This is a genomic window from Streptomyces fragilis, assembly GCF_003112515.1.
GTDB lineage: Bacteria > Actinomycetota > Actinomycetes > Streptomycetales > Streptomycetaceae > Streptomyces > Streptomyces fragilis.
In genome coordinates this window covers 969,791-993,764 of sequence record NZ_BEVZ01000002.1, presented here as the reverse complement: position 1 = coordinate 993,764, position 23,974 = coordinate 969,791, and the positions used below count along the sequence as shown (strand labels likewise).

27 protein-coding genes and 1 pseudogene are annotated in these 23,974 nt (G+C 71.9%); 11 read left to right on the top strand and 17 right to left on the bottom strand.

The window, feature by feature from the left end; genetic code table 11:
• Window positions 1-55 precede the first annotated feature (55 nt).
• The 17 genes and pseudogenes from Sfr03f_RS06325 to Sfr03f_RS06240 form a co-directional block, all read right to left on the bottom strand.
• Window positions 56-871, bottom strand: a complete 816-nt coding sequence (locus Sfr03f_RS06325; RefSeq protein ID WP_108952681.1) for an SPDY domain-containing protein — start codon at window positions 869-871, stop codon at window positions 56-58.
• A gap of 171 nt (window positions 872-1,042) precedes the next feature.
• Window positions 1,043-1,396: pseudogene (locus tag Sfr03f_RS06320) on the bottom strand (SPDY domain-containing protein).
• Between the two features lie 285 nt (window positions 1,397-1,681).
• The gene (locus Sfr03f_RS06315; RefSeq protein WP_108952680.1) at window positions 1,682-2,179 is read right to left on the bottom strand and encodes a hypothetical protein; all 498 of its coding nucleotides are present in this window, start codon (window positions 2,177-2,179) and stop codon (window positions 1,682-1,684) included.
• A 37-nt stretch (window positions 2,180-2,216) separates the two neighbouring features.
• Complete coding sequence (locus Sfr03f_RS06310; protein ID WP_108952679.1) at window positions 2,217-3,077, bottom strand: SPDY domain-containing protein; 861 nt, start codon at window positions 3,075-3,077, stop codon at window positions 2,217-2,219.
• Window positions 3,078-3,104: 27 nt separating this feature from the next.
• Window positions 3,105-3,716, bottom strand: a complete 612-nt coding sequence (locus tag Sfr03f_RS06305) for an HAD family hydrolase (RefSeq protein WP_108952678.1) — start codon at window positions 3,714-3,716, stop codon at window positions 3,105-3,107.
• Window positions 3,713-4,861, bottom strand: a complete 1,149-nt coding sequence (locus Sfr03f_RS06300) for an MFS transporter (RefSeq protein WP_359288791.1) — start codon at window positions 4,859-4,861, stop codon at window positions 3,713-3,715. Before Sfr03f_RS06300 ends, Sfr03f_RS06305 begins: the two co-directional genes overlap by 4 nt.
• Window positions 4,858-6,117 (bottom strand): ATP-grasp domain-containing protein, encoded by a 1,260-nt coding sequence (locus Sfr03f_RS06295; protein ID WP_245967421.1) that lies wholly within the window; start codon window positions 6,115-6,117, stop codon window positions 4,858-4,860. Before Sfr03f_RS06295 ends, Sfr03f_RS06300 begins: the two co-directional genes overlap by 4 nt.
• 65 nt (window positions 6,118-6,182) lie before the next feature.
• Window positions 6,183-6,497, bottom strand: coding sequence for a hypothetical protein (locus tag Sfr03f_RS06290; protein ID WP_108952677.1), 315 nt, complete (start codon window positions 6,495-6,497; stop codon window positions 6,183-6,185).
• A 45-nt stretch (window positions 6,498-6,542) separates the two neighbouring features.
• The gene (locus Sfr03f_RS06285; protein ID WP_108953482.1) at window positions 6,543-7,685 is read right to left on the bottom strand and encodes an MFS transporter; all 1,143 of its coding nucleotides are present in this window, start codon (window positions 7,683-7,685) and stop codon (window positions 6,543-6,545) included.
• Window positions 7,686-7,747: 62 nt separating this feature from the next.
• Window positions 7,748-8,221 carry a regulator gene (locus tag Sfr03f_RS06280; RefSeq protein ID WP_108952676.1) on the bottom strand — a complete coding sequence of 158 codons (474 nt, stop codon included), beginning with the start codon at window positions 8,219-8,221 and terminating at the stop codon, window positions 7,748-7,750.
• On the bottom strand, window positions 8,218-9,078 hold the full coding sequence (locus tag Sfr03f_RS06275; protein WP_245967420.1) for a winged helix-turn-helix transcriptional regulator: 861 nt from the start codon (window positions 9,076-9,078) through the stop codon (window positions 8,218-8,220). The genes Sfr03f_RS06280 and Sfr03f_RS06275 overlap by 4 nt, the downstream gene beginning before the upstream one ends.
• 43 nt (window positions 9,079-9,121) lie before the next feature.
• Window positions 9,122-9,565: a hypothetical protein gene (locus Sfr03f_RS06270; protein ID WP_108952674.1), complete on the bottom strand. Its 444-nt coding sequence runs from the start codon at window positions 9,563-9,565 to the stop codon at window positions 9,122-9,124.
• Window positions 9,566-9,575: 10 nt separating this feature from the next.
• Window positions 9,576-10,019, bottom strand: a complete 444-nt coding sequence (locus tag Sfr03f_RS06265; RefSeq protein WP_108952673.1) for a hypothetical protein — start codon at window positions 10,017-10,019, stop codon at window positions 9,576-9,578.
• Window positions 10,016-10,507: a hypothetical protein gene (locus Sfr03f_RS06260; RefSeq protein ID WP_108952672.1), complete on the bottom strand. Its 492-nt coding sequence runs from the start codon at window positions 10,505-10,507 to the stop codon at window positions 10,016-10,018. The genes Sfr03f_RS06265 and Sfr03f_RS06260 overlap by 4 nt, the downstream gene beginning before the upstream one ends.
• A 136-nt stretch (window positions 10,508-10,643) precedes the next feature.
• Window positions 10,644-11,363, bottom strand: a complete 720-nt coding sequence (locus tag Sfr03f_RS06255; RefSeq protein WP_108952671.1) for a hypothetical protein — start codon at window positions 11,361-11,363, stop codon at window positions 10,644-10,646.
• Between the two features lie 496 nt (window positions 11,364-11,859).
• Window positions 11,860-12,429: a DUF4913 domain-containing protein gene (locus Sfr03f_RS06245; protein ID WP_108953481.1), complete on the bottom strand. Its 570-nt coding sequence runs from the start codon at window positions 12,427-12,429 to the stop codon at window positions 11,860-11,862.
• A 210-nt stretch (window positions 12,430-12,639) separates the two neighbouring features.
• Window positions 12,640-13,395, bottom strand: coding sequence for a DNA-methyltransferase (locus Sfr03f_RS06240; protein WP_108952670.1), 756 nt, complete (start codon window positions 13,393-13,395; stop codon window positions 12,640-12,642).
• A gap of 481 nt (window positions 13,396-13,876) precedes the next feature.
• Here Sfr03f_RS06240 and Sfr03f_RS06235 point away from each other — a divergent pair, with 481 nt between their 5' ends.
• The 11 genes from Sfr03f_RS06235 (at window position 13,877) to Sfr03f_RS06185 (ending at window position 23,931) form a co-directional block, all read left to right on the top strand.
• The gene (locus tag Sfr03f_RS06235; protein ID WP_108952669.1) at window positions 13,877-14,968 is read left to right on the top strand and encodes a C40 family peptidase; all 1,092 of its coding nucleotides are present in this window, start codon (window positions 13,877-13,879) and stop codon (window positions 14,966-14,968) included.
• Window positions 14,969-15,043: 75 nt separating this feature from the next.
• Window positions 15,044-15,355, top strand: a complete 312-nt coding sequence (locus Sfr03f_RS06230; RefSeq protein WP_108952668.1) for a DUF6112 family protein — start codon at window positions 15,044-15,046, stop codon at window positions 15,353-15,355.
• Window positions 15,355-16,032, top strand: a complete 678-nt coding sequence (locus tag Sfr03f_RS06225; protein ID WP_108952667.1) for a hypothetical protein — start codon at window positions 15,355-15,357, stop codon at window positions 16,030-16,032. The genes Sfr03f_RS06230 and Sfr03f_RS06225 overlap by 1 nt, the downstream gene beginning before the upstream one ends.
• Before the next feature lie 21 nt (window positions 16,033-16,053).
• Window positions 16,054-17,361: an SCO6881 family protein gene (locus tag Sfr03f_RS06220; protein ID WP_108952666.1), complete on the top strand. Its 1,308-nt coding sequence runs from the start codon at window positions 16,054-16,056 to the stop codon at window positions 17,359-17,361.
• A 32-nt stretch (window positions 17,362-17,393) separates the two neighbouring features.
• Entirely contained in the window at window positions 17,394-18,866 is a 1,473-nt protein-coding gene (locus tag Sfr03f_RS06215; RefSeq protein ID WP_108952665.1) for an SCO6880 family protein, read from the top strand.
• Between the two features lie 50 nt (window positions 18,867-18,916).
• Window positions 18,917-19,372 (top strand): DUF6238 family protein, encoded by a 456-nt coding sequence (locus tag Sfr03f_RS06210; protein WP_108952664.1) that lies wholly within the window; start codon window positions 18,917-18,919, stop codon window positions 19,370-19,372.
• The gene (locus tag Sfr03f_RS06205) at window positions 19,369-20,880 is read left to right on the top strand and encodes a VirB4 family type IV secretion system protein (protein WP_108952663.1); all 1,512 of its coding nucleotides are present in this window, start codon (window positions 19,369-19,371) and stop codon (window positions 20,878-20,880) included. Before Sfr03f_RS06210 ends, Sfr03f_RS06205 begins: the two co-directional genes overlap by 4 nt.
• Window positions 20,881-20,940: 60 nt before the next feature.
• Window positions 20,941-21,435, top strand: coding sequence for a hypothetical protein (locus Sfr03f_RS06200; protein WP_159105560.1), 495 nt, complete (start codon window positions 20,941-20,943; stop codon window positions 21,433-21,435).
• A gap of 318 nt (window positions 21,436-21,753) precedes the next feature.
• Entirely contained in the window at window positions 21,754-22,305 is a 552-nt protein-coding gene (locus Sfr03f_RS06195) for a hypothetical protein (RefSeq protein WP_108952661.1), read from the top strand.
• Window positions 22,306-22,909: 604 nt separating this feature from the next.
• Window positions 22,910-23,404, top strand: a complete 495-nt coding sequence (locus tag Sfr03f_RS06190) for a hypothetical protein (protein ID WP_108952660.1) — start codon at window positions 22,910-22,912, stop codon at window positions 23,402-23,404.
• Between the two features lie 98 nt (window positions 23,405-23,502).
• Window positions 23,503-23,931, top strand: a complete 429-nt coding sequence (locus tag Sfr03f_RS06185) for a hypothetical protein (RefSeq protein ID WP_170145038.1) — start codon at window positions 23,503-23,505, stop codon at window positions 23,929-23,931.
• Window positions 23,932-23,974: the final 43 nt, after the last annotated feature.

Genomic DNA, 23,974 nt, shown 5'->3' with positions numbered 1-23,974 from the left:
GGAGCCCGGCCGCGCACCACGCGGCCGGGCTCCGTGCTGAATTCCCTCTCCCCTGTCAGGCTGGGGCGCGAAGGAGTCGATCTTTCGTACTCTCGGGCAGCACCCGGCGCAGGACCGGCGCCGTGGAACTGAGCGAGGCTGCGAACGCGGCGACCAGGTCGGCCGGCACGCCAGCGCTGAAGCTGGCCGCCCACAGGTACGGCGCGTCCGGCGCGGGCTGGGACCACGCCTGCCACCCCATGGGTCCCGCCTCCTCCGGGCCGACGGTCAGCACCGACGGATCACCGTCCTGGATCAGTGGCGGCACTTCACCGAACGCCAGATGGGACGTGAACGTCGGGTCCGTCGCCCCGGCCGCGGGCTGGTCGATGTCGCGGAACCACCCTTTGGCGGTGACCGCGTCCAGAACGCGGTCGGGGCCGCCAAAGGAGGTGGCCGGTCGGTCGCGGGCGTCCAGGGCGAGGAGGAAGTCCGCGACGGCCTCACCGGGCAGTCCAGGCGTGAAGTAGGCGGACCAACGCGCGGTCATGTCACTCCGGTCTTCGCGAGCGCAGACCTGCCACGCCATCGGCAGCCCTCCGAGGTGGAACGGCTCATCCGCCAGCATCCACTGCGCCCACCGGAGGCCATCAGGGCTGACGTGCAGGACGGTGCTGCGGAGCACCTGCCGGTCCTCGAGGACATCGTCGAACTCGGTGTCCTCGTGGAGGCCCCGGACAATGGTCAAGGCCGTCCAGCCAAGACCGGTCAAGGTGTCAGCGACGGTGTCATATAGCCGGCCGTCATCTCCGGCCAGGCAACGCGGCCCCACCCAGTACACAGGCAGAGCGCCGTTCGGGGAGGGACGATCGATGGGGGAGTTCTGGTTCAGGGAGCCTCCAGAGTCCGGAAACGAACGCGTCGCCCGTAGCCGGTACGACGGCCTGGATGAAGCGTGGGCGGGTCAAGGCAATGGCCAGGTGAGCGCTGCTCCCCGAAGGGGACACCTCATGCAGGTGTGCTCCCTGTCCCAGGGACATGGAATGGCCGACGGATTCGATGTCTAGGCGAAAGGGGCAGTGCGCAGTACGCGCGTCACCGTGGCGGCGACAACCTCGGCCGGCGTCTGAGTGCTGGAGGAGACGCTATACCCGGGCTCCGTGGCTGTGCCGGTGACAGCGATCTTCCATCCTTCGCCGTCCGTTCCGGGCTGACCATTAAGGAATCAGCCCAGGTGGAAGCGTCCGTCCGTCGAGTTCACGTGCACGTCCGTCCGGTCATCGACCACCTGGTTGAAGTCCTCTGCGGTGAACTGCTCCATGACGAGAGCGGCCTGCCCGGCGCCGAGCTGCCAGTGGCGCGGCCGCAGGGTGCGGACGAGGGTGGGGAATCCGGGGTTCGCGGAAGCCATGGCCACGGGCACACCTCGCTGACCTTGGGTTTTGGGGAGGTCGTCCACATTGGCATACGTGCACTCGCGCTGGCCAGTCCTTCGCCGATCTCTCCTGTCTGCCCCCGGCGAACTACCGACGCAGCGCCGCTTCCTGGCTTGATCTTTAACCCGTGGCCTCGAACGGCGCGTCGTACTTGATCACTCGGCGCGGTAACCGGCGGACCCGGAAGCGGCCTTCGGCTGAACATGTGCTCCGACCAAGGAACACACACATTCAGCACGAAGGCCGTGAGAATGAGTCTGCCGCAGTCAGCGGGTACGGCCGGAGACTGACGACGCTGGCGGTGGGGCCGGGGTGTGGTGGGCGGTGCGGTTCGCCGCCGAGGTAGGTGCGGTGGCCGCTCGGGCGGCGGGGAACCAGACGGCCGCGTACTGCTCGATTGCGTCGCGGAGGCGGTTGGTGTGAGCGTCCTTCCAGGGCACCCAGTCCGGGCGATCCTTGAACTCGTTGATGGTGGCGTAGCCGGATTCGGTGGGGCGGCGGCCTTGGGCGGCGTCTCGGTGGTCGAAGGTGTGGTGGTCTTGGAAGAGGAGGGTGACGGCGTCCAGTTCGCCCCGCTCGGCGTGGAGGACGGTCAGGCGGATGCCTTCGTACTCATCGGCGCGGATGGTGCGGGCGAAGGAGATCCGGAGCCGGAGGGGCGAGTCGGGCTGTGGAGCCGCGTAGTAGGTGTTGCCGACGACGGTGGCGTCGCTGAACGGGAGCCGCAGGTGCTCGAGGAAGAATGCCCGGGCGTGCATGGCCATGGAGGGTCCTTCGGTCAGGAGCCGACGTGGCGAGGCTTCACCGGCCGGGGCCGTGAGTCCGCCGACCCGTGCTGGTGCTGGTGGTCCAACGGAGAATGCTGGAGCTGGCCAGGGCCACGGGCCGGTGGTGGGCGGCCCGGCTGGCCTCGAGCGGGGTGGGGACCCGTGGCCGCGGCTGGGTGATCGGGGTGACGTGGGCGGCGGCCTGATAGCTGTGGCCGTCCTGCTTCCAGCGCAGGAGCGGTGCCGGGTCGGAGACGCTGTCGGTGACGGCCGCGAGCAGGGGGACGGGGGTGTCGGTGCTGGCGGTGGCGTACCAGTACGGGCGGTTTACCGAGGTGCCGGCCCACAGGTGCCAGCGGGCGTCGCGGGTGGTGAGTTCGGCCGCCGGGTCGAGGTCACCGGTGGTGTATTCGAGATGGGCGAGGCCGTCGGGTGAGTCGATGGCGAAGACGCCCCAGCGGGGGCGGTCGATCACCCAGCCGCGCTGAAGGAGGGGGACCACGCCGAGGAAGGGGTCTCGGTCTTCGCTTCCGACGAGGGGTCGGGCGAGGTAGCTCTCCGGGCCCTCCTGGTAGGCCGTGGCGAGGGCGGTGGTGAAGGCGGTGACGAATTCGGTGGGGCAGCTGTCGTTGAAGCAGACGCCCCAGGCGGGTTGGGCGAAGGCGTCGCGGTAGGCGTTGATCCGCCAGAGGCCGTCGTCGTCGCCTTCGGGGAGGTAGCCGAGGCGGACCTTGCGGTCCGGCGCGTTCAGGTAGGCATTACCGAGGTCGTCGTGGCGGAGTTCCCAGCCGAGTGCGCGCAGCGGTTCGAGGGCAGGGTCTCCGGTGTGCGTGGAGCCGGCGAGGTGGCGTGGGGAGACGTAGACGTCGCCGTCGAGGTCGTCGGGGTGGGGCACATGGTTCCTTGGAGATGCGGGGCGTGGTCAGACGGAGAGGGCGGTGGCGAGTTCGGTGGCGTCGCCGGTGAAGTGCAGTGCGGTCATGCCGAGTTCGCGGGCGGTGGCGCAATTGTCGAGCCGGTCGTCGACGAACAGGACGCGTTCGGGTGCGGTGCCGGTCGCGGCGAGTGCCTGCTGGTAGGCGGCGGGGTCGGGCTTGCACAGGCCCAGCCGGGCGGAGTAGACGGCCTCGTTGAACAGGTTCCGGCGCCACACGGTGTCGTCAAGCGCGTCGGCCAACGGGTGGGGCGCGTTGGACAGCAGGACCAGGGGCAGCCCGGCCTCGCGGACGCGGTGGAGGACGTCGAGAACGCGGTCGTCGGTGCGGGTCCACATCGCGATGTCCGCGGCGCGCAGTTCGTCGAGGTGCCGCGGGGTGGGTTCGGCACCGAGGGCGGTGGTCCAGAACTCGCGGTCGGTGATGGCGCCGGCGTCGTAGGGGTCGCGGGCGTTCCAGAACGCGGCCTTGAGGTAGTCGGTCTGGTCGGCGGGCCATCCGGCGGTGGCCGTCAGGTTCGCCCACATGGCATCGGTGGGCTGCAGGCCCAGGACGCCGTTGAAGTCGAGCACGACGGCGGACGGAGTGAGGTGCTTCATCGGGTGTGGGGCTCCAGGGCTCGGCGGGAGAGGAAGGCGACTGCGGCGGCGAGGAGCGCGGGCAGCAGTAGCGCGGTGGGCAGGGTGGTCGCGGTGGCGAGGGCGCCGATGAGGGCGGGGCCGGCGAGTAGCCCGAGGTAGCCGGTGACGGAGACGGTCGCGACGGCCTGGGGGCCGCCGGCTCCGGCGGCGGAGATCAGGCAGGGGACGGTGAGGGACAGTCCGATGCCGAACAGGGTCCAGCCGGTGATCGCGGCCGCGGTGGTGGGCACGAGGACGCCGGCGGCGAGTCCGGCGGCAGCCAGGAAGGCTCCGGTCCGTACGACGAGCAGTGCGCCGAAGGTGGCAGTCAGGCGGTCGCCGGTGAGGCGGCCAGTGGCCATGGCGGCGCTGTAGCAGGCGTACGCGGCGGCGCTCAGGGCGGTGGAGGCGTGCAGGCCGTCGAGGTGCACGGCGGCCCAGTCGGCTGCCGCTCCTTCGCCGAGCAGGGTCGCCGCGGCCAGGGCACCCAGCAGCCAGACTCGGGCGCGGGGCAGGCGCTGATCGGCGTCCTGCCCACTGGTGGTGGACGGATCCCACGGGCCGGTCATGGAGCAGGCCCCGGGGATGGCGGCGAGCGCGGCGGCCGTGAGCGCGAGACCGGTGGTGAGGAAGAGGAGGTCGTGCGGGGTGCGGGCGGTGACGGCGGCCAGAGCGGCACCCGCGAGCGCGCCGATGGAGTAGGAGGCGTGCAGTCCGGACATGATGGGCCGGCCGTAGGCGTCCTGGCAGCGGACCGCCGCGGTATTGACAGCGACGTCCAGCACCCCGTGCGTGACGCCGAAGACCAGGGCGACCACGAGCAGGGCGGGCAGGCTCTCGCACTGGCTGAGGGCGGCGAGGCTGCCGGCCAGTCCGACAGCCCCGCAGGTGAGAAGGAGAGGGACGCGCTCAGGACGGGCGAGGCGGCCGCCTGCCTGGAGTCCGGCGACCATGCCGAGCGCGGCGGCCAGCATCACCAACGACAGCTGCGCGGTGGACAGGTCTGCTGCCCGTTGGATCGACGGCATCCGCGCGCCCCAGACGGCCATCACGACGCCGAGGCCGAGGTAGTAGCCCGTCAGCAGGACACGGGTACGGACGATATGTACGGCTGGACGATTCACGCGGTGGCCTCCCGCCAGGCGGTGCCGGTGCGGGGGCGCACGTGAACGGTGAGTCCGCGGGCGGCGTCCTCCGCGCGGTCGCGGGCTTGGGCTCCGGTGCTCGCGGTGGTGACGAGGTAGCCGAGACGGGCGGTGAAGGTGTCACCGCCGTCAGCGGGCAGCAGCACCTCGTCGCCGGTGCGTCGCTGGAAGTGGACGGTGTCCAGCCACGGCTGGGCGCCGTGGAAGCGCAGGCGGGTGAGCGTTCCGGAGGTCGGCGGGTAGAGGAGCTTGACCGCGGCGGCCGAGGCCCTGGTGGGTGTCAGGTCGGGGATACGTCCGCAGGCGATGTCGGCCGCCGCGCGGGCCAGGTCGATGCCTGTGGCGAGGCGGACCAGGTGGCCGATCATGTCGCCGCCGAGGCGGCCGTTGACCTCGACCAGACGAGGGTGCCCGTCGACAAGGCGCATCTCGACGTGGGAGACACCGTCGGTGACGCCCAGCGCGTCGATCGCCGCCCGTGCCACGGGGGCGACGGTCTCCCGCAAGGTGTCGGAGGCGTCGACCGAGTGGGCGAGCTCCTCGAAGTGCGGGGGCATGCCGACCGTCTTGCGGGTGACCGCGACCACCGTGGTGCTGCCGTGCTGGGTGGCGCATTCGACGGAGATTTCCGGCCCGTCGAGGTACTCCTCCACCAGGACGTCGGTGCTCTCCCGTCCGTGGGCGGCGGCTGCGGAGGCGTGCCGGTACGCGGTCGTGAGCTGATCGGCGTCGTCGGCGCGGATCACGCCTACGCTGGCGGCGTGCGCGGTCGGCTTGAGGACGACGGGGAATCCGATCTCCTCGGCAACGGCCTGGGCCTCCTGGAGGGTACGGACGCTGCGGGAGATCGCCGAGGGCACCTGGTGCTGGTCGAACAGCGCCCGGGAGACGGCCTTGTCACGGCACGCTCGCACCGCCTCCACCGGGTTGGCGGGCAGCCCGAGGTGGTGGGCGAGCCGGGTGACGGGCACGAGGTACCACTCGGTCCAGGTGAGCGCCCCGGCGAGATTCCAGCGTTCGGCGAGCGCCTGCCCGGCCAGGTTCAGCTGGGTCTGGTCCGTGAGGTCGGGCACGACCACGCAGTCCCGGATGTAGGGAACTTCCCAGGAGGGCTCTTCCTGGGTGATCAGGACGACGTCGTAGGCGGCGGCCACGGACCGCAGGCAGTAGCCGCGGTAGCCCTCGGACTCGGCCCCGGTGGGGGCCACGAGCAGGATGACAGGACGGTCGGACAAACGCGGAACTCCAGAAGTGAAGTGAGACAGGAGCAAGGCGAGGAACGCAGGCGTAGCGCCGGAGATCACGGGCTGCGTCGGCGTCGGGTCTCGATCGCGGAGGCCCACTCGGGGTGTTCGTCGATGAGCCGGCGGGCGTACAGCGCGGTGTAGTTGTTGTTGAGTCCGGTGATCCCGTGCGGGCGGCGCCAGCGCAGGGCCTCGAAGAGGGCTTTCATGCCGACCCGGGTGGCGCCTGCCGCGAGGTGTTGGGCGACCAGGCGCTCGAGAGACGTGTAGATCCAGGGGTGGGCGGCGTCGAAGGCGTGGAACTGTTCGGTGATCGTCGGCCGGTTGCCGAAGCCGGACATCTGGGCGGATGAGGTGGCGGTGGCGGGCATGGGCGCAGGAGGGCTCCTACGACTCGGGTGGGCAGGAGGGCGCGGTCAGGGCGTGACGGCTGGGACGGCGCGCAAGGTCCGCAGGCGGGCGAAGGTGACGGCGAGGCCGATGGTCTGCAGCACGGCGGTCACGGCGACGGCGTGCGGGAGAACGGCGGGCGGCACGGCGGCCACCACCAGTCCGGCGAGGGGGAAGGGGATGAGGAGCAGCAGGATGGTGACGGCGAGGGTGCTGGCGAAGGTGTCGCTGGGAATCAGGTGGGCGCGCAGGGTGCGCAGGACGACGGTCAGGCCACCTTCGCCGGCCATGAGGACGGCGATCAGCGTGAGGTAGCCCTGGTAGGTGTCGGCCTGGGCGACGGCGAGTGTCGCGGTCGCGGCGAGGGCGGCGGACGCGGCTCCGGTGGGCCACAGGCCCCAGCGGTCGATGGCCCGGCGGCAGGCGGTGACGGCCAGCAGGGAGGTGGCGGCCGCGACCGACCAGATCGCTCCGGCGTCCGCGCTGGAGCGGCCGAGTTCGGTGACCACGAGCACGGGGACGGCGGCCTGGAGGAGGCCGACGGCCGTGTTGGAGACGACCAGGCCGCCCACGAGCCAGGCCAGCACTGGCAGGGACCGCAGAGTCGCCCACCCCGCCCGCAGCCCGTGCCGCCTCGTCCCAGTCCTCTTCTCCCCCTGGGTCCTGTGGCGGGGGCCGAGGACGGCGGCGAGGAGGGAGAAGCCGGCCAAGATGGTGAGCATGGCCTGCGGGCCCGCGTGTTCCAGCAGCAGGCCGGCAAGAGCCGGCCCGGCGAGCGTGGCGACCTGGTCGATGCCCAGCAACACGGACTGGATCTGGTGCGCCCGGCGGCCCGGTCCCCGGCTCGCCACGTTGCCGGAGGTCTCCACCGCCACGTAACTGACCTCGGCGAGCACCCCGGTCACCGCGGCGAGCAGCATCACGGCCATCGTCGCGGCCTGTGTGTGGTGCTCCACGCAGGTGAGGATGACGACGGCGGCCACGACGACCGTGGTCCGGGTGAGGCACGCCACCCGGAAGATCCGGGCGGTTCCGTAGCGGTCGACGAGAGATCCGGCCACGGGGAAGGCTGCCAGGCGAGGAATCCACTCGAGGGCGAAGGAAAGACCGGTCAGCGCCGCGGAGCCGGTGGTGGCCAGTACCAGCAGCGGAATGCCGTAGGTGCCCATCGCGAAGGCGGCCGCGTCGGCGGCGCGGGGCAGGTAGGCCCGGCGCAGCAGAGTGCTACGACTCACTCACGGCCCTCACGTGACAGGTCGGCGGACACGTTCGGGGTGTGCCTGGTGAGCCAGTCGGTCAACAGCCGGGTCGGTCCGTCCGTGTCCGTCGGGGCGGGCCCGTCGGAGGGCCGGGCGTCTGTGGTGAGGAGGGTGAGGGCGTGGTGGACGCGGTCGGCGAAGTCACAGAACGCGGCGGGGTAGTTGTGCCGGCGGGCCCAGCGGGCGGTGGCTTCGTAGACGTCCGCGAGTTCCTCCCCCGCCGGGGACAGGGCGCGGCCGGTGGGCGTGCGCTGGAGGAGGCACAAGCTGTCGGCGCGGTGGACCGCACGGCGCAGCTGGGTGCGGGAGAGGTCGCTCAGGGTGCTTCCGAGGGCGTGGTGCGGTATCGCTCCGTGGTCGGCTATCTCGCTGACGAGGCGGATGACGGGGCGGTAGGCCAGAGCCATGTGGACGGCCTGCGGGGTGAGGGTGGTGGAGGGAGTCATCGGGTGGCTCCGGCCATCTGCGGGACGGGGGCCGAGGGGTGTGAGAAGAGGTCATGGTGCCGCCAGGCCGCATGCGGTGTGTGCCGTCCGGCCGCCGGGAGCATGGAAGATCCGGGCCTGGCAGGTGGGGCCGGCAGCCTCGACCGGTGGCTCGTCCATGGCTGCGGTCCTGTGGTGGCTTCGGTGAGGGATCGCGGTCTGCCCCAGAGCCGGTGGCTCACGGCCTCCGTCATCGGACGTCCGGCGGCCCACACCGACAGGGCGGCGAGGGCCGGGGCGAGCGCCTCCCCGGCCGGGGAGAGCCGGTAGGGACATCCCGTTCCCGCGGTGACGACGAGGCCGTCGTCGGCGAGCCGCCGCAAGGGGGTGTAGACGCTGGCCCAGTGGTTGCCGGGTATGACGAGATGGGCCAATGCCCGGGCGGTCGCCTCGCGCCGGAACCTCAGCGCCCACAGGATCGCCGGAGTCTGTCGGCGCGACAGCCTGGCGAGGGCGTCCTCCACGTGGTCGATCAACGGCAGCCGCGAAGGGTTTCCCAGGTGCTGGTGGGCCCAGGCGCCGAGCATCTGGAAGACGGGCAGAAGCTGCTGCCCGCGATCGGTGAGGCCGTACAGGACGTGGCGGGAGGAGTGCTCGGTGCGCTCGGCCAGCCCGGCGTCGCACAGGGCGCGGAGTCTCGGGTGGAGCTGTCCGCTCTGCAGGTGCGGCAGCCTGATGGCGATGTCGGTGTAGCGCTGCGGCGGTTGGCTGAGGGTGAGCAGGATCCGCGCGTGCCAGCGTGGGGTGATCATCTGCAGGGCTTCGGTGACCCGGACGATGTCGGTGGCGTCGGCGTCGGGCAGGCCGGTGGTGTTCAACGGGGAGCGCTCCATATGTGGAGACGGACGCGGTTCCGTCCGGTCAGCGGGGGACGGCCGCGTCGGCGGTCGTGGCAGGCGAGGGCGGGGGAAGCGGTGGGGCGGGAGCGGTGCTCGGCGCGGTCCCGGCGCGGGGTTCGGCTTCCGGTGTGGGGGCGTCGGCTCGGCCGAGACTGCGCAAGACCGCCGCGCTGGTGGCGGACTGGGCGTCGCGTACCGCGACCGCTTCGGCGAGCCGGCGGGCCGCGTCGAGGAGGTGGGAGACCTCCGGCGGGCCCAGTGGCCGCTCGTCGTGGATGAGCCGGCGCAGGCGGTGGCGGTTGTCGAGGATGCTCTGCTCGGCCAAGGCGAGCCGGTGGTAGCCGTCGAGGAGGGCGGAGAGCATGCCGGGGGGCCGTTGCCGCGCGTGGGCGTCGAGGTCGCTCAGCGGCGCGCCGTACAGCTCCTCGATCCGCGCGGCGATCTCGACGGACGTCGGGTGAGGCATGGGACGGCTTTCATGAGCGGCGCGCGGGGGCGGGACCCTCTCCCGCGTGGGAGGGGGCGGGCGGTTGCGGGCTCGTGCTGGGAGTCTGCCGCGCGGTGCGGACCGCAGGAGTGGGCCGGGGGTGTGGAGGCATCGCGTGCAGGAGGTTGTCCAGCGCGGAGAGGTAGCCGTTCCGGGCGGAGATGGCCGCCTCCATCCAGTGCGCGTCCATGCGCAGGGTGTCCGAGGAAAGCGTGCTCATGTCGCGGTCCGGTGCCGTCGTGGCGTGGACGCGGTCACGGATGCGGGCGACCTGCTCTTCGGCCAGGGCGAGGAAGGACCGCAACTCCAGCGCCCGGGTAAGCGCCGGCGCGGCCTTCGGGCCGACCGCCTGGGTGTACAGCTCGTCGACCGGGGCGCCGAAGACGTCCGCCAGTCGCTGGTCCTGGGTGGACGGCTTGTCGCGGACACTCACCGGACACCTCCTCGGAGGGCGGCGGGCGCCGATGCGACCGCAGTGGCAGGACTGGTGTTCACCGCCGGTCCGCGGCGCACCCGGGCGGTGTCGCGGTGGGCGCCGCGGGCGGCGAACCTCGCCCTGAGGGCCTCGTCCGGGTCGAGGAGGAAGCGCACGGTCATGGCGCGGCCGTCGCGGACGGTGACCGCTTCGTTGACGCGGTGGGCGAGCGCCATGGTCGGGTCGTCGATCTCGTTGGGCTGGGTGGCCAGTTGGGCGAGCAGCTCGTCCTCGGCCCGCTCCAGGTCGGACTGGGACTCGGTGAGCAGCCGGTGCCAGTGCACGATCTCGGTGGCGGCCGGGTGGGCTTGCGGGGACGCGGCGACCGCCGCGGCGAGTTCGCCCATGCTCATCTCGAAGCGCTGCTCGATCCGTCCGGTGAGCACCCTGACGACGTCATCGGTGTCGGCGGCGTCACCGAGCAACTCCGTTCGGTGGGAGGGCATGCGGACGTAACCTCCGTACGGCGGAAGGGAGAAAGGGGGAAGGCCGGGAGGGGCGCGCCCTCGTCCGGCTGTGACCAGAGTCCGCGGATGCGCCGGTTTGGCCAACCGGCGATCATCGGCTATGTTCCGCCCGGTGTCAGCGTGAGCGGCCCGGAACGGATCGCGCGGGCGGCGCCGGAGGTCTCGGGGCGGGTCCTGTGGTCCGCGGGTTCACCCGGTCGACCGGCGGCAGGTACACCTCCTGCTGATCAAGGCGCGCTTCGCACCAGTCCAGCGCGTCGGCGACGTTGGCGAAGCCTCCCTCGCGCAGCGTGTGCGTGCCGGCGTCCAGGTCCGCCTCCTCGCACAGCACCCGAATCCGTGCCGGGTCGGACTCGTCGCGGGAGCGGAGCACCACGAGGGTCACCATGTCGTCGGGGTCGTCGCGGATGTAGTTGTCCAGGAAGCTGAAGCGGTCCGCGTCCTCGCGCACTCGCTGCTCCAGGGCGCGGGTGGTGTCGTCCGCCGGATCGGTTCCCACGTCCGGGCCCAACATGATGGCGTCCGCGGGGCAGCCGCGCTGGATGAGCCAGGACTGTGCCATCGCGGCGAGCGGCAGCCGCGCGTGTTCGAAGCGGTACGTCGACGCTGTGGTGTCGCGCCGCAGGTGGAGGGCGAGGACCTGCGGTGTGTTCGGGGGTCCCCAGGTGGCGGCAGTGTCGTGGAGGAGGAAGTAGCTGTGGGTGTTGTCGGGGGTGTGGTGTTCGGCGAGAACGGCGAGGGTGTGCTGTTCCATTTCGAACACCTGCCGGAACAGCGTCTTGATCCACGTGTCGGCCGGCGCGTAGCCGTCCAGGCGGTAGTCGGGTTCGATCAAGCGGTTGCTCCTTCGGTTACAGGGTGGGGCGCCGTGCCGGAGAGACGGGCCGGGCGGACAGGCCGGGAAGGGCGGCAAGCCGCGTGACCGGCTTGGGAACGGCCCCGGTGGCGGGCTGGGTGAGTCGCTGCGGGCGGGAGTGGGCCGCGTGGGTCCTCGCGCTCACGGGGCGGGGGCGCGTGCCCAGCCGGTGCCCGGCGGTGTGGTAGACCTCGCTGCGCGCGGGACCTCACCGCAACCACGTGAACCTCATCGCGAACGCCACAGGTCGGGGGCGCTGGGCGTACCGTGCAGATGAGCCGCCGCTCCTTGCGGTGGTCGACGACGAGCTTGCGGTAGCCGGAGAGGTCGCCGGTCAGCTCATTCCCGAAGCGTTCCGCGCTGACCGCTTCCCGCAGCCGCAGGAGGGCCGGGTCGCGGATGCAGGACGGAGCCTGGATCAGGTCGGTCAGGGCCCGAAGGCCGAAGCTGAGCCCGAAGGCCGGCCCTGTCACGCTCATCGCGCCCGCTCGCCCGGCCCGCCCGGTTTCTCACCGTCCGTGTCGCCGCGCTCCTTCTTGGCTGTCTCCTTGCCGGGGACAGTCTCGGCGCGGGTGGAGGGGGGCGGGCCGGGCAGGATCCGGTGGGCGGGCCGGTCGGGTGAGGTCATGCACGCCGACAGCGGCCCGCCGGGAGCGCGGATGGCGGCCATGGTGTGCAGGAGGCAGTCCCGGTGCCACACCAGCATGCCGCTCAGGCCGGCGTCGGCTTCCTTGTGCTGCTGGTAGGCGAGCCACAGGGCGTGCAGCCACGCCACGACGGCGTCGTGTTCCTGCCACTGCGGGCACCACGGTGACGCGGTGGTCACCTCGGCGCCGTAGACGGGCATGAGGAAATCATCGACCCAGTCGCTGAGCGCGCTGAGTTCTTCCTCGTACTCCTCGCCCTCCAGTTCGAGGATCGGCCGCAGATCCGGTGGCGCCGACGGCAGGGAGCCGCCGGCCCCGGGCATCGTGAAGGCGGGGAAGGGGGAGGGTGCGCCGGCGAGATGGTCGAGCTGGCGGGCCTGCCGGGCGGACTGGTCCATCAGCTTGCGGACGCTGGCCTCGATTTCCTCCAGGCCCCTCCCGGGAACGCGGACCGGCGGGAACTCCTCGGTCCGGTCACCGGGTTCTTCGAATTCAGGCATGGAAATGATGGGCCTCCTTGAAGCCGCGGAATGCGAAATGGGAAGTGCGGGCCAAGGCAGGTTCCCGGCTCTATACGAGGTGCTCGGAGAACGCGGTGGGAGTGGTACTCACGCGGTGAGGTCGAAGTCGTCCTGGGTGAGGATCCGCTGGACGGTCTCGGCGAGGCGCCGCTCGGCGACGGCGGCGTAGTGCTTGGTCTTCTCCACGCCGATGAAGTCGCGGCCCTCCAGCAGCGCGGCGACTCCGGTGGAGCCGGAGCCGGCGCAGAAGTCGAGCACCGTGCCGCGCTCGGGGCAGATCTTGACCAGCTCGCGCATGACCTCGACGGGCTTCTGCGTGATGTGCTGCCGGTTCTTCCCCGAGGGCTGGGAGGCTGAGTAGAGGCCGGGCAGGTAGACGGGGTGCCGGTCGCCGTCGATGGCGCCCTTGGAGCCCCAGACGACGAACTCGCAGTTCTGGGTGAAGCGCCCCTTCTGGGGCCTGGCCTGCGGCTTGTGCCAGGCCAGCACCCCGCGCCACAGCCATCCCGCCGCCTGCAGCGCGTCGGTGGTGACGGGCAGCTGGCGCCAGTCGGTGAACAGCAGGGCGGTGCCGCCGGTCTTGGTGAGCCGGTGGGCCTGGGTCATGATCTGGGTGAGCCAGAAGCTGTAGGACCGCTGGTCCATGTTCTCGCCCTCGAAGTCCGGCAGGTCGTGGCCGGCGCCGGCGGAGGTGTACTTCTGCCGGGCGCTGCGCGAGGTGCGTTCCTTCGCGGTGCGTCCGCCGGAGTTGTAGGGCGGGTCGGTGACGACCGAGTCGACGCAGTCGTCCGGCAGCGTGGCGAGGACGGTGAGCGCGTCGCCCCGGTGCAGGGAAAAAGGCAAGGGCGTACCCCGATTCGGGTGGCGGGTGGGGGGAGTCGTCTCTCCTCGCCCGCGGGAATCCGGCGGGCTCGTATTCGGGCAGCGGACAGCCCGCGGCCACACGCCGGGTGGGCGAGGAACGAAGTGCCGAAACTGTAGAGGCGAATCGCCGGTCGACCAAGAAGTCAAGCCTGAAGGGCCGGATTCCGGCCCCTCACCGGCCGCTATTTGGTCGACCGGCGATTCGGTCCTACCGTATTGCTCCCAGCGCACGAAGGACGCCCTCCCGTGCTGGCGTGAACGCCCCCTGGGGCGGCCTCGGCGTGGCGAGCCGCCACGCCCGCGCCCCGGCCGGTCAGTGTTCCTCCCCTTCTCCCGGACCCCGCCCGCGCCCGTCGCGCCTGGGCGGTCCGGAAGCGTCTCCCTACTCGAAGGACACCTCTGTGACGTCTCGCCATCCGCCCCTGCCCAAGGTCGCCGTGCCGCGCGCGGACCGCGCCGGTTGAAGGCGCTCGCCGCCGGCATCGGGGTCGTCGTACTGGCACCGCTGCTGCTGGGCGCTGGCGTCCTGGTGGCCGTCTCCTCCGCCTCCTCCTCGTGCCAGAGCGGCCCCGACACCGGCAGGATCCGCGAACAGGTCGAAGAGATCCTCGCCGGCGCGAAGACGCCCGACGAGCGGATCGAGGGCCTCGACCTGCCAGGTGAGCAGATCCCCAACGCTCGCGTCATCGTCGCCACCGGCGTGAGCATGGGTGTGCCGCACCGGGGACAGGTCGTGGCGCTCGCGACCGCCCTGCAGGAGTCCCGGTTGCGGAACCTCTCCTACGGGGACCGCGACTCGCTGGGACTGTTCCAGCAGCGTCCCTCCCAGGGCTGGGGAACCCCGGATCAGATCCGCGACCCGGTCCACGCGTCGAAGCGGTTCTACGCCGCGCTGCTCGAGGTCAGCGGCTGGCAGCAGATGACCGTCACCCAGGCCGCACAGGCGGTCCAGCGGTCCGCCTACCCGGACGCGTACGCCCAGTGGGAACCACTGGCCACCGCCTTGCGGCAAGCCATCGCCGCGACCCTGCCCGAGGCGGAAGGGGCCCCTTCCGGCGGCAGTTCCGGTGTCGAGGTGTCCGCGGCGTGCGGGCTGGACGACGGATCCACGTTCGGGCGGATACCCGAAGGCGCCGTCCCCGCCGGCTACTCGATCCCCGCCGGCACCGATCCCCGGGCGCGCGCGGCCATCGTGTGGGCGATGCGGCAACTCGGCACGATGTACCAGTGGGGCGGTTCCTGCACCAACCCGCACGGACCCGACCCGATGGCCCGCTGCGACTGCAGCTCGCTGACCCAGCAGGCGTACGCCCACGCCGGCGTCACCCTCTCCCGCACCACCTACACACAGGTCAACGAGGGCAAGGCCGTCTCCTTGAAGGCGCTGCGGCCTGGTGACCTGCTGTTCAGCCGCGGCACCGCGGCACGCCCCGAGCACGTCGGTGTCTACCTCGGTCGGGGCCTGGTCATCGAGGCCCCTCGCACCGGCAGACCGGTGCTCATCAGCCCGCTCAAGGACTGGACCGTCCTGGCAGCCCGCCGCGTCGTCTGACCGCCCCTCTTTCCCTCCCGCTTTCTCCTCCGGGCCCTGTGGCCCGAGCCGAGCGCAAGGAGTTCCGTCATCCCCATGTCCCCCCTCGCCGACCACCTCCTCCATCTCGCCTTCGACCCGGGCGTCAGCCCCAAGGAGGGCGGCCTTCCGGGCCTGAGCGTGCTGAAGACCGTCGTCAGCAGCATCAACCTGTTCGGCATCATCGCCGTCGTCGGCGCGCTCGCCGTCTCCCTGGGCGTCTGGGCCTGGGGCCACCACACCGGCGGCCACCAGGCCGAGGCGAACGGCAAGAAGGGGGCGGTCGTCGCCGCAGGCGCCGCACTCGGCCTCGGCGCCGCCAACGGCATCGTCGCCTTCTTCTCCGCCCTCGGCTCCCAGGTGCACTGATGCCAGTGCCTCGGTTCCCCCTCACCCTCTGGACACCGCCGCGGCGTCTTACCCTGGCCGCGCTCGCCCTGGCCGCGCTGCTCGCCGTCACAGCCGTCGTCGCCCTGGCCACCAGCCGGAGCGACGAGCCCCACCCCGCCAACGACGCCGCCCCGTCGAGCCGACCGTCCTCACCTGAACCCGGCGGCACCGAACAGGTGCCTCCCACCAGCGCCGGGTCGGCATCGAGGCCGCCGCGCCTCTCCGATCCGCTTGCCTACGCCCGCGCGGCGACGCGCATGCTCTGGTCCTACGACACCCGCACCACCAGCCACGCCCGACAGCTCGCCGTCATGCGGTCCTGGATGTCCGGCGAAACCCAGTACGCGGACTGGCCGTCGGTCGCCGGGCAGATGCCCACCCCCGCCCTGTGGGCGCGCATGAGCGACCAGGACCAGCGGGCGACCGCCACGATCACCGAGGCACGGTATCCGTCGGCGTTCAAGCAGGCGCTGGAGGAGGATCCGTCGGCGATCACCGAGGCGTACATCTACGCCGTGACGGTGACCGGCAAGCAGACGATCACCTGGGCCGGCGGCGGACAGGGTGCGGAGAAGCGCTCGGTGACGCTCGCCGTCCAGTGCCGCCCCTCCCAGGATTGCGCGCTGGTGGCCATCGCCCCGTACGTCGTCCAGTGATCAGGAGGGAGGCAGCTCCTCATGGCTTTTTGTGACCTTCCTGTCGCGGACACGGTCTGCGAGATCGGCGACACCGTCGAGTTCGTCACCGATCCGGGCAGTGCGATGGGCGACTGGCTGGCGGCGTCAGTCGCCGAGTTCGCCGCGACCGCCGTGGACGTGGCGTCCAAGGCTGTCGACGACACCACCGGCGTCGACCTCAACGCGCCCTGGTTCCGCGAGAATTACGAGACGCTGCTGCCGATCGCCCTGGTCGCTCTGGTCGGCACGTTCTGCGCGCAGTTGGTGCGCGCGGCCGTCCGGCGGGATGGTCAGGCGTTGCGGCAGGCGTTCACCGGCACCGTGTCGGGTGTGCTGTTCGCGTTCACGGCGATCGCGTTGACGACCGTGGCGATCGAGGTGGTCGACGCGTTGTCCGCCGGATTGATGGAAGCCTCCGGCACGAACCTGAAGTCGGCTGTGCGTCGTATCGCGGATGTCTCGCAGCTCAACGCGTCCGGCGGTCTCGGCTGGCTGATCGTGGCGACTGTCGCGCTGTGGTCGGCGATCGGCGCGCTGCTGTACTGGTGCGTGATGATGGTCCGCAAGATCGGCATCCTCGTCCTGGTGACCCTGGCCGTCTTCGCCGGGGCCGGTGGCGGCTGGGAGGCCGCGCGGCGCTGGCGCAAGGGATGGATCGAGGCCACCGCCACCCTCATCGTCTCCAAGCTGCTGATGACGGTCGTCTTCGTGCTCGGCATCGCCGCGATGGGGCGCACCGAGGCCAAGGACGGCATCAGCGCCCTCGCCGACGCCCTCGCCGGCGTCGTCATCCTCTTCCTGGTGATGCTCTGCCCGTACGCGACGTTCAAGTTCGTCCACTGGGCGGCCGAGAGCAGCGACGCCGAGGCCCTGCACCGGGCCGGCGGAGCCGGCGCCCAGGTCGTGAAGCGGCATTCGGAGCGCGTCGCGAGAAAGGCCATCGCCGCCGCGGCGACCGCGGGAAGCGGCGGGGTCGCCGCCGGGGCGGGAGCCTCTGGTGCCGCAGCGCCCCAGGGTCCCAGTTCGCTCCCGACCGGAGGATTTCCCGGTGACCTCGCCAGCACCCCCGTGAAAAGTGGCGCGGCGGGCACCGCTTCGGCCTCCGAGAGCAGGCGGTCCACGCCGACCGCCGTCGGCGCCGGAACCGGCGGCCAGACAGGACGCGCCGCCCCGACGACCGCGGGCTCCAGCCCGGTGGCCGGTGGCTGGCGGTCGGCTCCGCCCACCACGACGCCTCCGGCCTCGGCCCAACGGTCCGCAGGCGCGGGCAGCGCGTCGCCTTCGGCGCCGTCGCCGACCGGTCCCTGACCACCCCGCCCCGCTCTCTCCCAAGGCCCACCATGTCTGAAGTCTCAGTCGCTCCTGTCGCTGTGAGGTTTCCCCACCGATCCCGGCGCGGCATCCTCCTCGGCCTCTCCCTCCCCCAACTCCTGCTGGTCGCGGTTTCCTTGGCGATGCTGCTGGCAACCGTCATGTCCACCGGGCTCATCGGCGCGATCGTCCTGACCCCGTTGTGGGCGTCGGTGGCGGCGCTGGTCGCGATCCGGCGCGACGGCCGTTCCCTCGTCGAATGGGCCCCGGTCGTCGCCCGCTACGCGCTGCGCCGAAACACCGGGCAGCACTTGTGGCTCGCGCGTCCCGTGTCCCGGCCCCGGCAGGACGGCGTGTTGCATCTGCCGGGTACCGCCGCCTCGTTGAAGGTGGTCACCCCTGGCGACATCCCCGACGGGGCAGCCGCGGTCCACGACCCGCACCAGCAGACGCTGACCGCCGTCGCCCGGGTCACCGGCCGTGCGTTCGCCCTCCTCGACCCGGCCACCCAGAACCAGAACGTCGCCGGCTGGGGACGCGCGCTGGCCGGCATCGCCCGCACCGGGCACATCGCCACGGTGCAGGTCCTGGAGCGCACCGTTCCGGATTCCGGCGACACGCTCAGCCGTCACTGGGGCAGGAACGGGCGGCCCGAGGCGCCGGTGGCCGGGCAGATCTACGGCGAACTCGTCGACTCCGCGGGCCCGGCCGCCGCACCCCACGAGACGTACCTCGCTCTCTCCCTCGATCTGAAGGCCGCCCGGCGTCTGGTCGGACAGGCGGGCGGCGGACTGCCGGGCGCGTTCACCGTCATGGAGCAGACGACCGCCTCCGTGGCGCAGGCCGCCCGCAACGCCGGGCTGACGGTCACCGGCTGGCTGACCGCGCGGGAGATCGCCGCGGTGATCCGCACCGCCTACGACCCGAAGGCGCTCGCCGGCCTGCAGCAGTGGTCCGACACCGGGCGCGCCGAGGCCGACCCCGCCGCCGCTGGGCCTGTGGTCCAGGTGGAGGAGTTCGACCGCCTGGCGACCGACACCGCCCGCCACGCCACCTACTGGCTGGAGAACTGGCCGCGCATCGAGGTGGGCGCCGGGTTCCTGCACGGGCTGATGTTCACCGCCGGCATCCGCCGCAGCCTCTCCCTCGTCTATGTCCCCCAGGCCCTGGAGTCCGCGCTGCGCGACGTGCGGCGCAAGAAGGCGCAGATCATCGCCGACGCCAGCGAACGCGCCCGCCGGGGCCAGGTGGAAAGCGAGGAGGACTCCGTCGAGTACGCCGACGTCAAGCAGCGTGAGCAGCAGCTCATCGCCGGACACGCCGATGTCGCCCTCACCGGACTGATCACCGTCACCGCCGACACCGACGCCCTGCTCGACACTGCCTGCGCCCAGATCGAGACCGCCGCGGTCGCCGCCGGAGTGGACCTGCGCCGCCTGTTCTATCAGCAGCCCGACGCTTTCATCCTCGCCGCCCTCCCCCTCGCCCGCACAGCCCTGTGAACCGCCCGCCCTCCCCTGCTCCGCGGCGCTACAGGAAGGAACAACCGCCCTTGCCCGGCACCGACCCCACCTCTGACGCGCACCCCTACCTCCGTGCGGCCACCGCAGGCATTCGCCACCATGCCCGCACCCGGACCCAGGCCGCCCCCGACGCGCCCGGACCGGCGGACCGCCCGCACCTGGACATGCTCCACGCCCACCTCACCGCCGTCCACCAGCTCCTCGACCAGCTCGCCGACGCCACCCATCCGCCCCACCCGGCGGCCGGCCGGCATCTCGCCACCGCGCACACCCGGCTGTGGCAGGCGGCCACCGCGGTGCACGACGCCTTCCACTTCCTGCCCACCGCCTGGCAGGACGCCACCCGCTGCTGGCCCGAGCGCCTCCCGGATGAGCCGCCCGTCCTCACCATCTGCCAGCGCCACCTCGCCGCCGGACACGCCATGAGACGCAAGACCACTCCCACCGACCTCATCCGCACGACAACCACGGCAAGCCGGCGATGAGCCACCGGCCCGCCCGACGCGCACGCCGCGCCTCGGCCACCCCTCTGTTCACCCCCCACCACACCGACCGCGCCGGACGCCGAGCCGCCCGGCGCCGCCTCGCCGAAGCCGCGGTCAAGGCCCGCTCCGAATCCGCCGCCCGCACAGCCGCCCACGCCGCGGACGACGCGACGGCACCCGCGCTGTATCCGGCGGGCGGTCGGCCAGGGCCGGCCTCCGCCCGCGGCGGCAGACTGCGACTTCCCGCACACCGCGTGACCACTGCCGTCGCGGCCGGCGCCTACCCGTTCCTCGCCGAAGGCGGACTCGGCGCCGAGGGCGTCTACATCGGCCGCGACGTTCACGCCGAAGCGTCGTTCGTCTTCGACCCCTTCGCTCTCTACGGGCGCGTCGAGGGTTTCACCAATCCGAACGTCCTGCTCGCCGGCGTCATCGGGCAGGGCAAGTCCGCCCTCGCCAAGAGCCTCGCCCTGCGCGGCGTCGCCTTCGGCTACCGCGTCTACGTGCCCTGCGACCCCAAGGGCGAGTGGACGCCCGTCGCCTCTGCTCTCGGCGGCACCTCCGTCGCCCTCGGCCCCGGCCTGCCCGGACGTCTCAACCCCCTGGACGCCGCCCCCCGCCCCGCTTCCGTCGCCGAGGAGGACTGGGCCGGCGAGGTCCGCAAACGCCGCCTGCTGCTCCTGGGCTCCCTTGCCCGCACCGTCCTCGGACGCGACCTGCGCCCCATGGAGCACACCGCCCTGGACATCGCCCTCGACGCCACCGTGGTCCACGCCACCGATACGGGCCGCACGCCGCTCCTGGGCGACGTGGCCGCGGTCCTCAACAACCCGGCTGCCCTCGACGAGGCCGCCGGAGCGATGTCCGGACACCTCGGAGAGGCGGCCCGCGACCTCGCGCACGCCATGCGCCGCCTCGTCCACGGCGACCTCGCCGGCATGTTCGACGCCCCCTCCACCGTCGTCTTCGACCCGGGCGCGCCGATGCTCACCATCGACCTGTCCCGCCTCGGCGGATCCGGCGACGACACCGCCCTCGTCCTCGCCATGACCTGTGCCTCCGCCTGGATGGAGTCCGCCCTCACCGACCCCGACGGTGGCCGGCGCTGGATCGTCTACGACGAAGCCTGGCGCCTGATGCGCCACCCCGGGCTCCTCCAACGCATGCAGGCCCAGTGGAAGCTCTCCCGCGGCCTCGGCATCGCCAACCTCATGGTCATCCACCGGCTCTCAGACCTCCTCACAGCCGGCGACGCCGGATCCCGAGGCCGCGCCCTCGCCGAGGGCCTCCTCGCCGACTGCTCCACCCGCGTCATCTACCGCCAGGAGACCGACCAACTCCACGCCGCCGCGAGCCTCCTCGGCCTCACCTCCGTCGAGACCGAAGCCGTCGCCCACCTCAACCGAGGCCGCGGCCTGTGGAAGGTCGCCGGACGCTCCTTCGTCGTCCAGCACCACCTTCACCCGCGCGAGTTGGCGCTCTTCGACACGGACGCCCGTATGCACTGACCGCATGCCCACGCGCCGATCCCCGTCGCAGCCACTGCCACGCCCCATCGGGAGCCGCACATGACGCCCTCCACACCGGACCAGTTGCGGGATCTCGCCCGTCGACTGCGCGAGTCGATGCAGGAGTTCACCCTGCTGGACGACACCGGGCACATCCCCGACCCGCCTCCGCACTCCGATCTCCTCCACCACCTGAGCGCCACCCACCAGCATCTCCTGGACTCCCTCGCACTGGCCAGAGCGGAGACCACAGCCGGCGACCTGGACCGGCCGCCCGGCACGCGGGAGCGACTCGCACTCGCCGCCAGCCATGCCCTCGCGGCCTCCTTCCTCTTCGGTCACGCCCTGCACAAGATCCTCACCCACCCCCACCTCAAGCCGCACGAGGCGGCGGTGACCCTCGACCACGCCTCCGCCCGGGCGGAACTGCGACGCTGCGCCGAGACCCTTGAGGGAACCGCCGCCCTCCTCGAAGAGCACGAGTCCCTCCGGGAGTTCATCGCCTCCATGCGCCCGCCCGGCCGGCCCGAGCAGCGCCCGGGCCCCACCCGATGATCACGAACGCCCCATTCGGGCAGCCTGTGCCCACCCTGACGTGTCCCACTTCTCCGCGGGCCTCGCCGCGCGCCTGCCCGGCCGCTGGGAGCCCGACTCCACGACAGCCGTCGTCCGCGTCGACCCGGCCTGCCACCGCCGCGTGCTGACCTCACCCCACGGTCTGCGGCTGTACGTGCTGTCACACCCCGGACGGCCCCGCACCTCACTCCCGGACCCGATTCCGTCCCTGCCGCCCCGTCGGCGACCCCCGCCAGGCGCCTGGCGCCCCACCTCTGACGCTCCTCCCCCAGCCCTCGTCGAAAGGTTCCCGCCCGCTTGTCCTGGACCAACCCCGAATTCGAGCCGCACGACAACGTCGGCCGCACCAGCGAACAGATCCACTGCCTCAACACCGGCCAGCCCACCTGGGACGACATGCTCAGATGGACCGAGTCAAGCGCCGAGGAATTCGCCGACGAGATCGGTCACCCGGACACAGGTCTGCACATCGCCGGCTGGACCTCCGCCCTCAGCCGCGCCAAGAAGCTGTCCGAGTTCTTCGCCGTCAGCAATGCCGTCCTGGGCGATCACCCGGACGCGGCACTCACCACCCTGGGCGAGTTCATGGACGCCGCCGCCACCTGGTGCGCATGGCACAACCAGGCAGACCTCGCTGCCCAGTACCGCGCTGCCGGCGAGCGCCTCGCCGCGGTCTCCGAACATTTGACGAGCCTGTTGGATGCCACCGTGCCGCTGGTATACGACGAGATCCTGGCCACCGAGCGAGCCTCCGAGCAGCAGGCACCCTCCGGAACAAAGACACCGGCCACCGCGTCGGCTCCCCCGCCGCCCGCTCCGCCCGCGCCACCTCCGGGCCGAACACGGTGACCGGCCCGCGCCATCTCACAGGCCCCGGCTCGGACGATCCCGCACCGCGCCCGGCTCCCCCATCGGAAACTCCCATGGAGGCGACCTCCTGTCCGTACTCCCTCACTTCGTCATCCGCGTCGACCACGACTTCGGCTTCGTCGCCGAGGCCACTCCCCGCATCCCCCCTCACCTCGCCGAATGGCTCCTCGTCCGCGAGCAGTTCGAGCCGGTGGCCGGGACGGCGGGCCTGTACCGCCTGACCGGGGCGGAGCGCGACGGAGTCCGCCGCGCCCGCCAGACCGTGAAGGACCTCCGGAACCTGGGCCACACCGTCCACGCCGACGACGTCCTGGAAGCCACTGGTCCCGACTTCGCCCGTGCTCCGCTTTCCACGAGCGCGAGCCAGTGGCGTGAGCGTGTCTCCCGGGCGGCCGCCACCCGGTCGCCTCGGACCGCGCTCCCCCGTATCGCCGCCCCGGCCTCACGGACGACGCTTCCTCCCCGTACTGCCTCCGCCGCGCCCGGGCCGGCACCCGGAACGGCGACAGCCCGGCACCACCGCTGACCGGCGTGGCAACCGCCCCATCCCACGTCTCCTCTTTCCTCTTCAAGGAGTTCGCACATGGCCGTCCGTACGAAGTGGACCGTCGAGCATGCCTGTGGGCACGAGGTCCAGCACGACCTGTCCGATCGCCCCGCCGACCGCCGCGCCGGCTACGCCCGCTGGCTGGCCGAACGGGACTGCACCGATTGCTGGAAGGCGGCCCGCGACATCGACAGCCCCAGCAAGGAGGAATGGCTCGCGGCCAAGCGCGTCCAGGAACAGCAGGACGCGGCCGAGTGGGCCGAGAAGTTCGGCATGCCGCCGCTCGAGGGCCCCGAGCGGGCCCTGCAGTGGGGTGAACGCTGCCGCCACCAGCTCATGACCGCCGCGTACACCGCCCTGGTCACCGAGGGCACCTGGGACGAAGCGGACTGGACAGCCCTCGAGGACAAGGCCCGTGCGATCACCCGCGCCGGATGGTGGATCGACCAGCGCGACGCGGACGGTGCCGACCTGCTCGAACTGCTCGACGCCGCGACCGGCGACGACCGTGGCACGGAGAATCCCTTCTGACGCGGGCGCAACATAGACGACGATCACCGGTTAGCCAAACCGGTGATCGCGCGGACCATCGTTCTTCCCGGCGCCGCTCCGCGGAAGGAACACCGCCCGTGCTCCCGCATCCCCACCTCCCGCTGCTGATACCGACTCCCGACCCGCTCACCCCCGCGCGTCACATCACCCACCAGCACTTCCAGCCCGGCGATCACGTCCTCGTCCTACGCGGCGTGACCAACGGTGACCTCTGGGGCGACGCCATGCGGGTCGTGGCCGACTCCTGGCACCTGCCGACCCAGGAGGACGGCTGGAGGGTGCTCAACCCCAACGGCGGCCGTCAGTCCTACCTCACCGCCCACCCTCGGTACCTGGTCCATCTCCGCCGCCGGTGCGCCGACTGCCTCATCCATCTGCGCGCCGTGAAGGAGTACCTGCTCCCTCGATTCACCGGCCGCCGAGACCTGATCGACTGCGGCTGGTACACCACCACAGTCCTCGGACAACTCGTCCACAGCGATGACGCCGAGGCCCCCACCCCGTGATCACCGCTCGGACGTCCACGTCGGCGGCGGAGCGCACGCGCGA

Coding starts and splice junctions, on each gene's coding strand:
- Sfr03f_RS06190 (WP_108952660.1), top strand. CDS start 22,910: ATGGCCGTCCGTACGAAGTGGACCGTCGAGCATGCCTGTGGGCACGAG.
- Sfr03f_RS06270 (WP_108952674.1), bottom strand. CDS start 9,565: ATGCCTCACCCGACGTCCGTCGAGATCGCCGCGCGGATCGAGGAGCTG.
- Sfr03f_RS06285 (WP_108953482.1), bottom strand. CDS start 7,685: ATGGGCACCTACGGCATTCCGCTGCTGGTACTGGCCACCACCGGCTCC.
- Sfr03f_RS06215 (WP_108952665.1), top strand. CDS start 17,394: ATGTCTGAAGTCTCAGTCGCTCCTGTCGCTGTGAGGTTTCCCCACCGA.
- Sfr03f_RS06200 (WP_159105560.1), top strand. CDS start 20,941: ATGACGCCCTCCACACCGGACCAGTTGCGGGATCTCGCCCGTCGACTG.
- Sfr03f_RS06315 (WP_108952680.1), bottom strand. CDS start 2,179: ATGGCCATGCACGCCCGGGCATTCTTCCTCGAGCACCTGCGGCTCCCG.
- Sfr03f_RS06225 (WP_108952667.1), top strand. CDS start 15,355: ATGCCAGTGCCTCGGTTCCCCCTCACCCTCTGGACACCGCCGCGGCGT.
- Sfr03f_RS06220 (WP_108952666.1), top strand. CDS start 16,054: ATGGCTTTTTGTGACCTTCCTGTCGCGGACACGGTCTGCGAGATCGGC.
- Sfr03f_RS06305 (WP_108952678.1), bottom strand. CDS start 3,716: ATGAAGCACCTCACTCCGTCCGCCGTCGTGCTCGACTTCAACGGCGTC.
- Sfr03f_RS06280 (WP_108952676.1), bottom strand. CDS start 8,221: ATGACTCCCTCCACCACCCTCACCCCGCAGGCCGTCCACATGGCTCTG.
- Sfr03f_RS06205 (WP_108952663.1), top strand. CDS start 19,369: ATGAGCCACCGGCCCGCCCGACGCGCACGCCGCGCCTCGGCCACCCCT.
- Sfr03f_RS06260 (WP_108952672.1), bottom strand. CDS start 10,507: ATGCCCTCCCACCGAACGGAGTTGCTCGGTGACGCCGCCGACACCGAT.
- Sfr03f_RS06230 (WP_108952668.1), top strand. CDS start 15,044: ATGTCCCCCCTCGCCGACCACCTCCTCCATCTCGCCTTCGACCCGGGC.
- Sfr03f_RS06290 (WP_108952677.1), bottom strand. CDS start 6,497: ATGCCCGCCACCGCCACCTCATCCGCCCAGATGTCCGGCTTCGGCAAC.
- Sfr03f_RS06245 (WP_108953481.1), bottom strand. CDS start 12,429: ATGGACCAGTCCGCCCGGCAGGCCCGCCAGCTCGACCATCTCGCCGGC.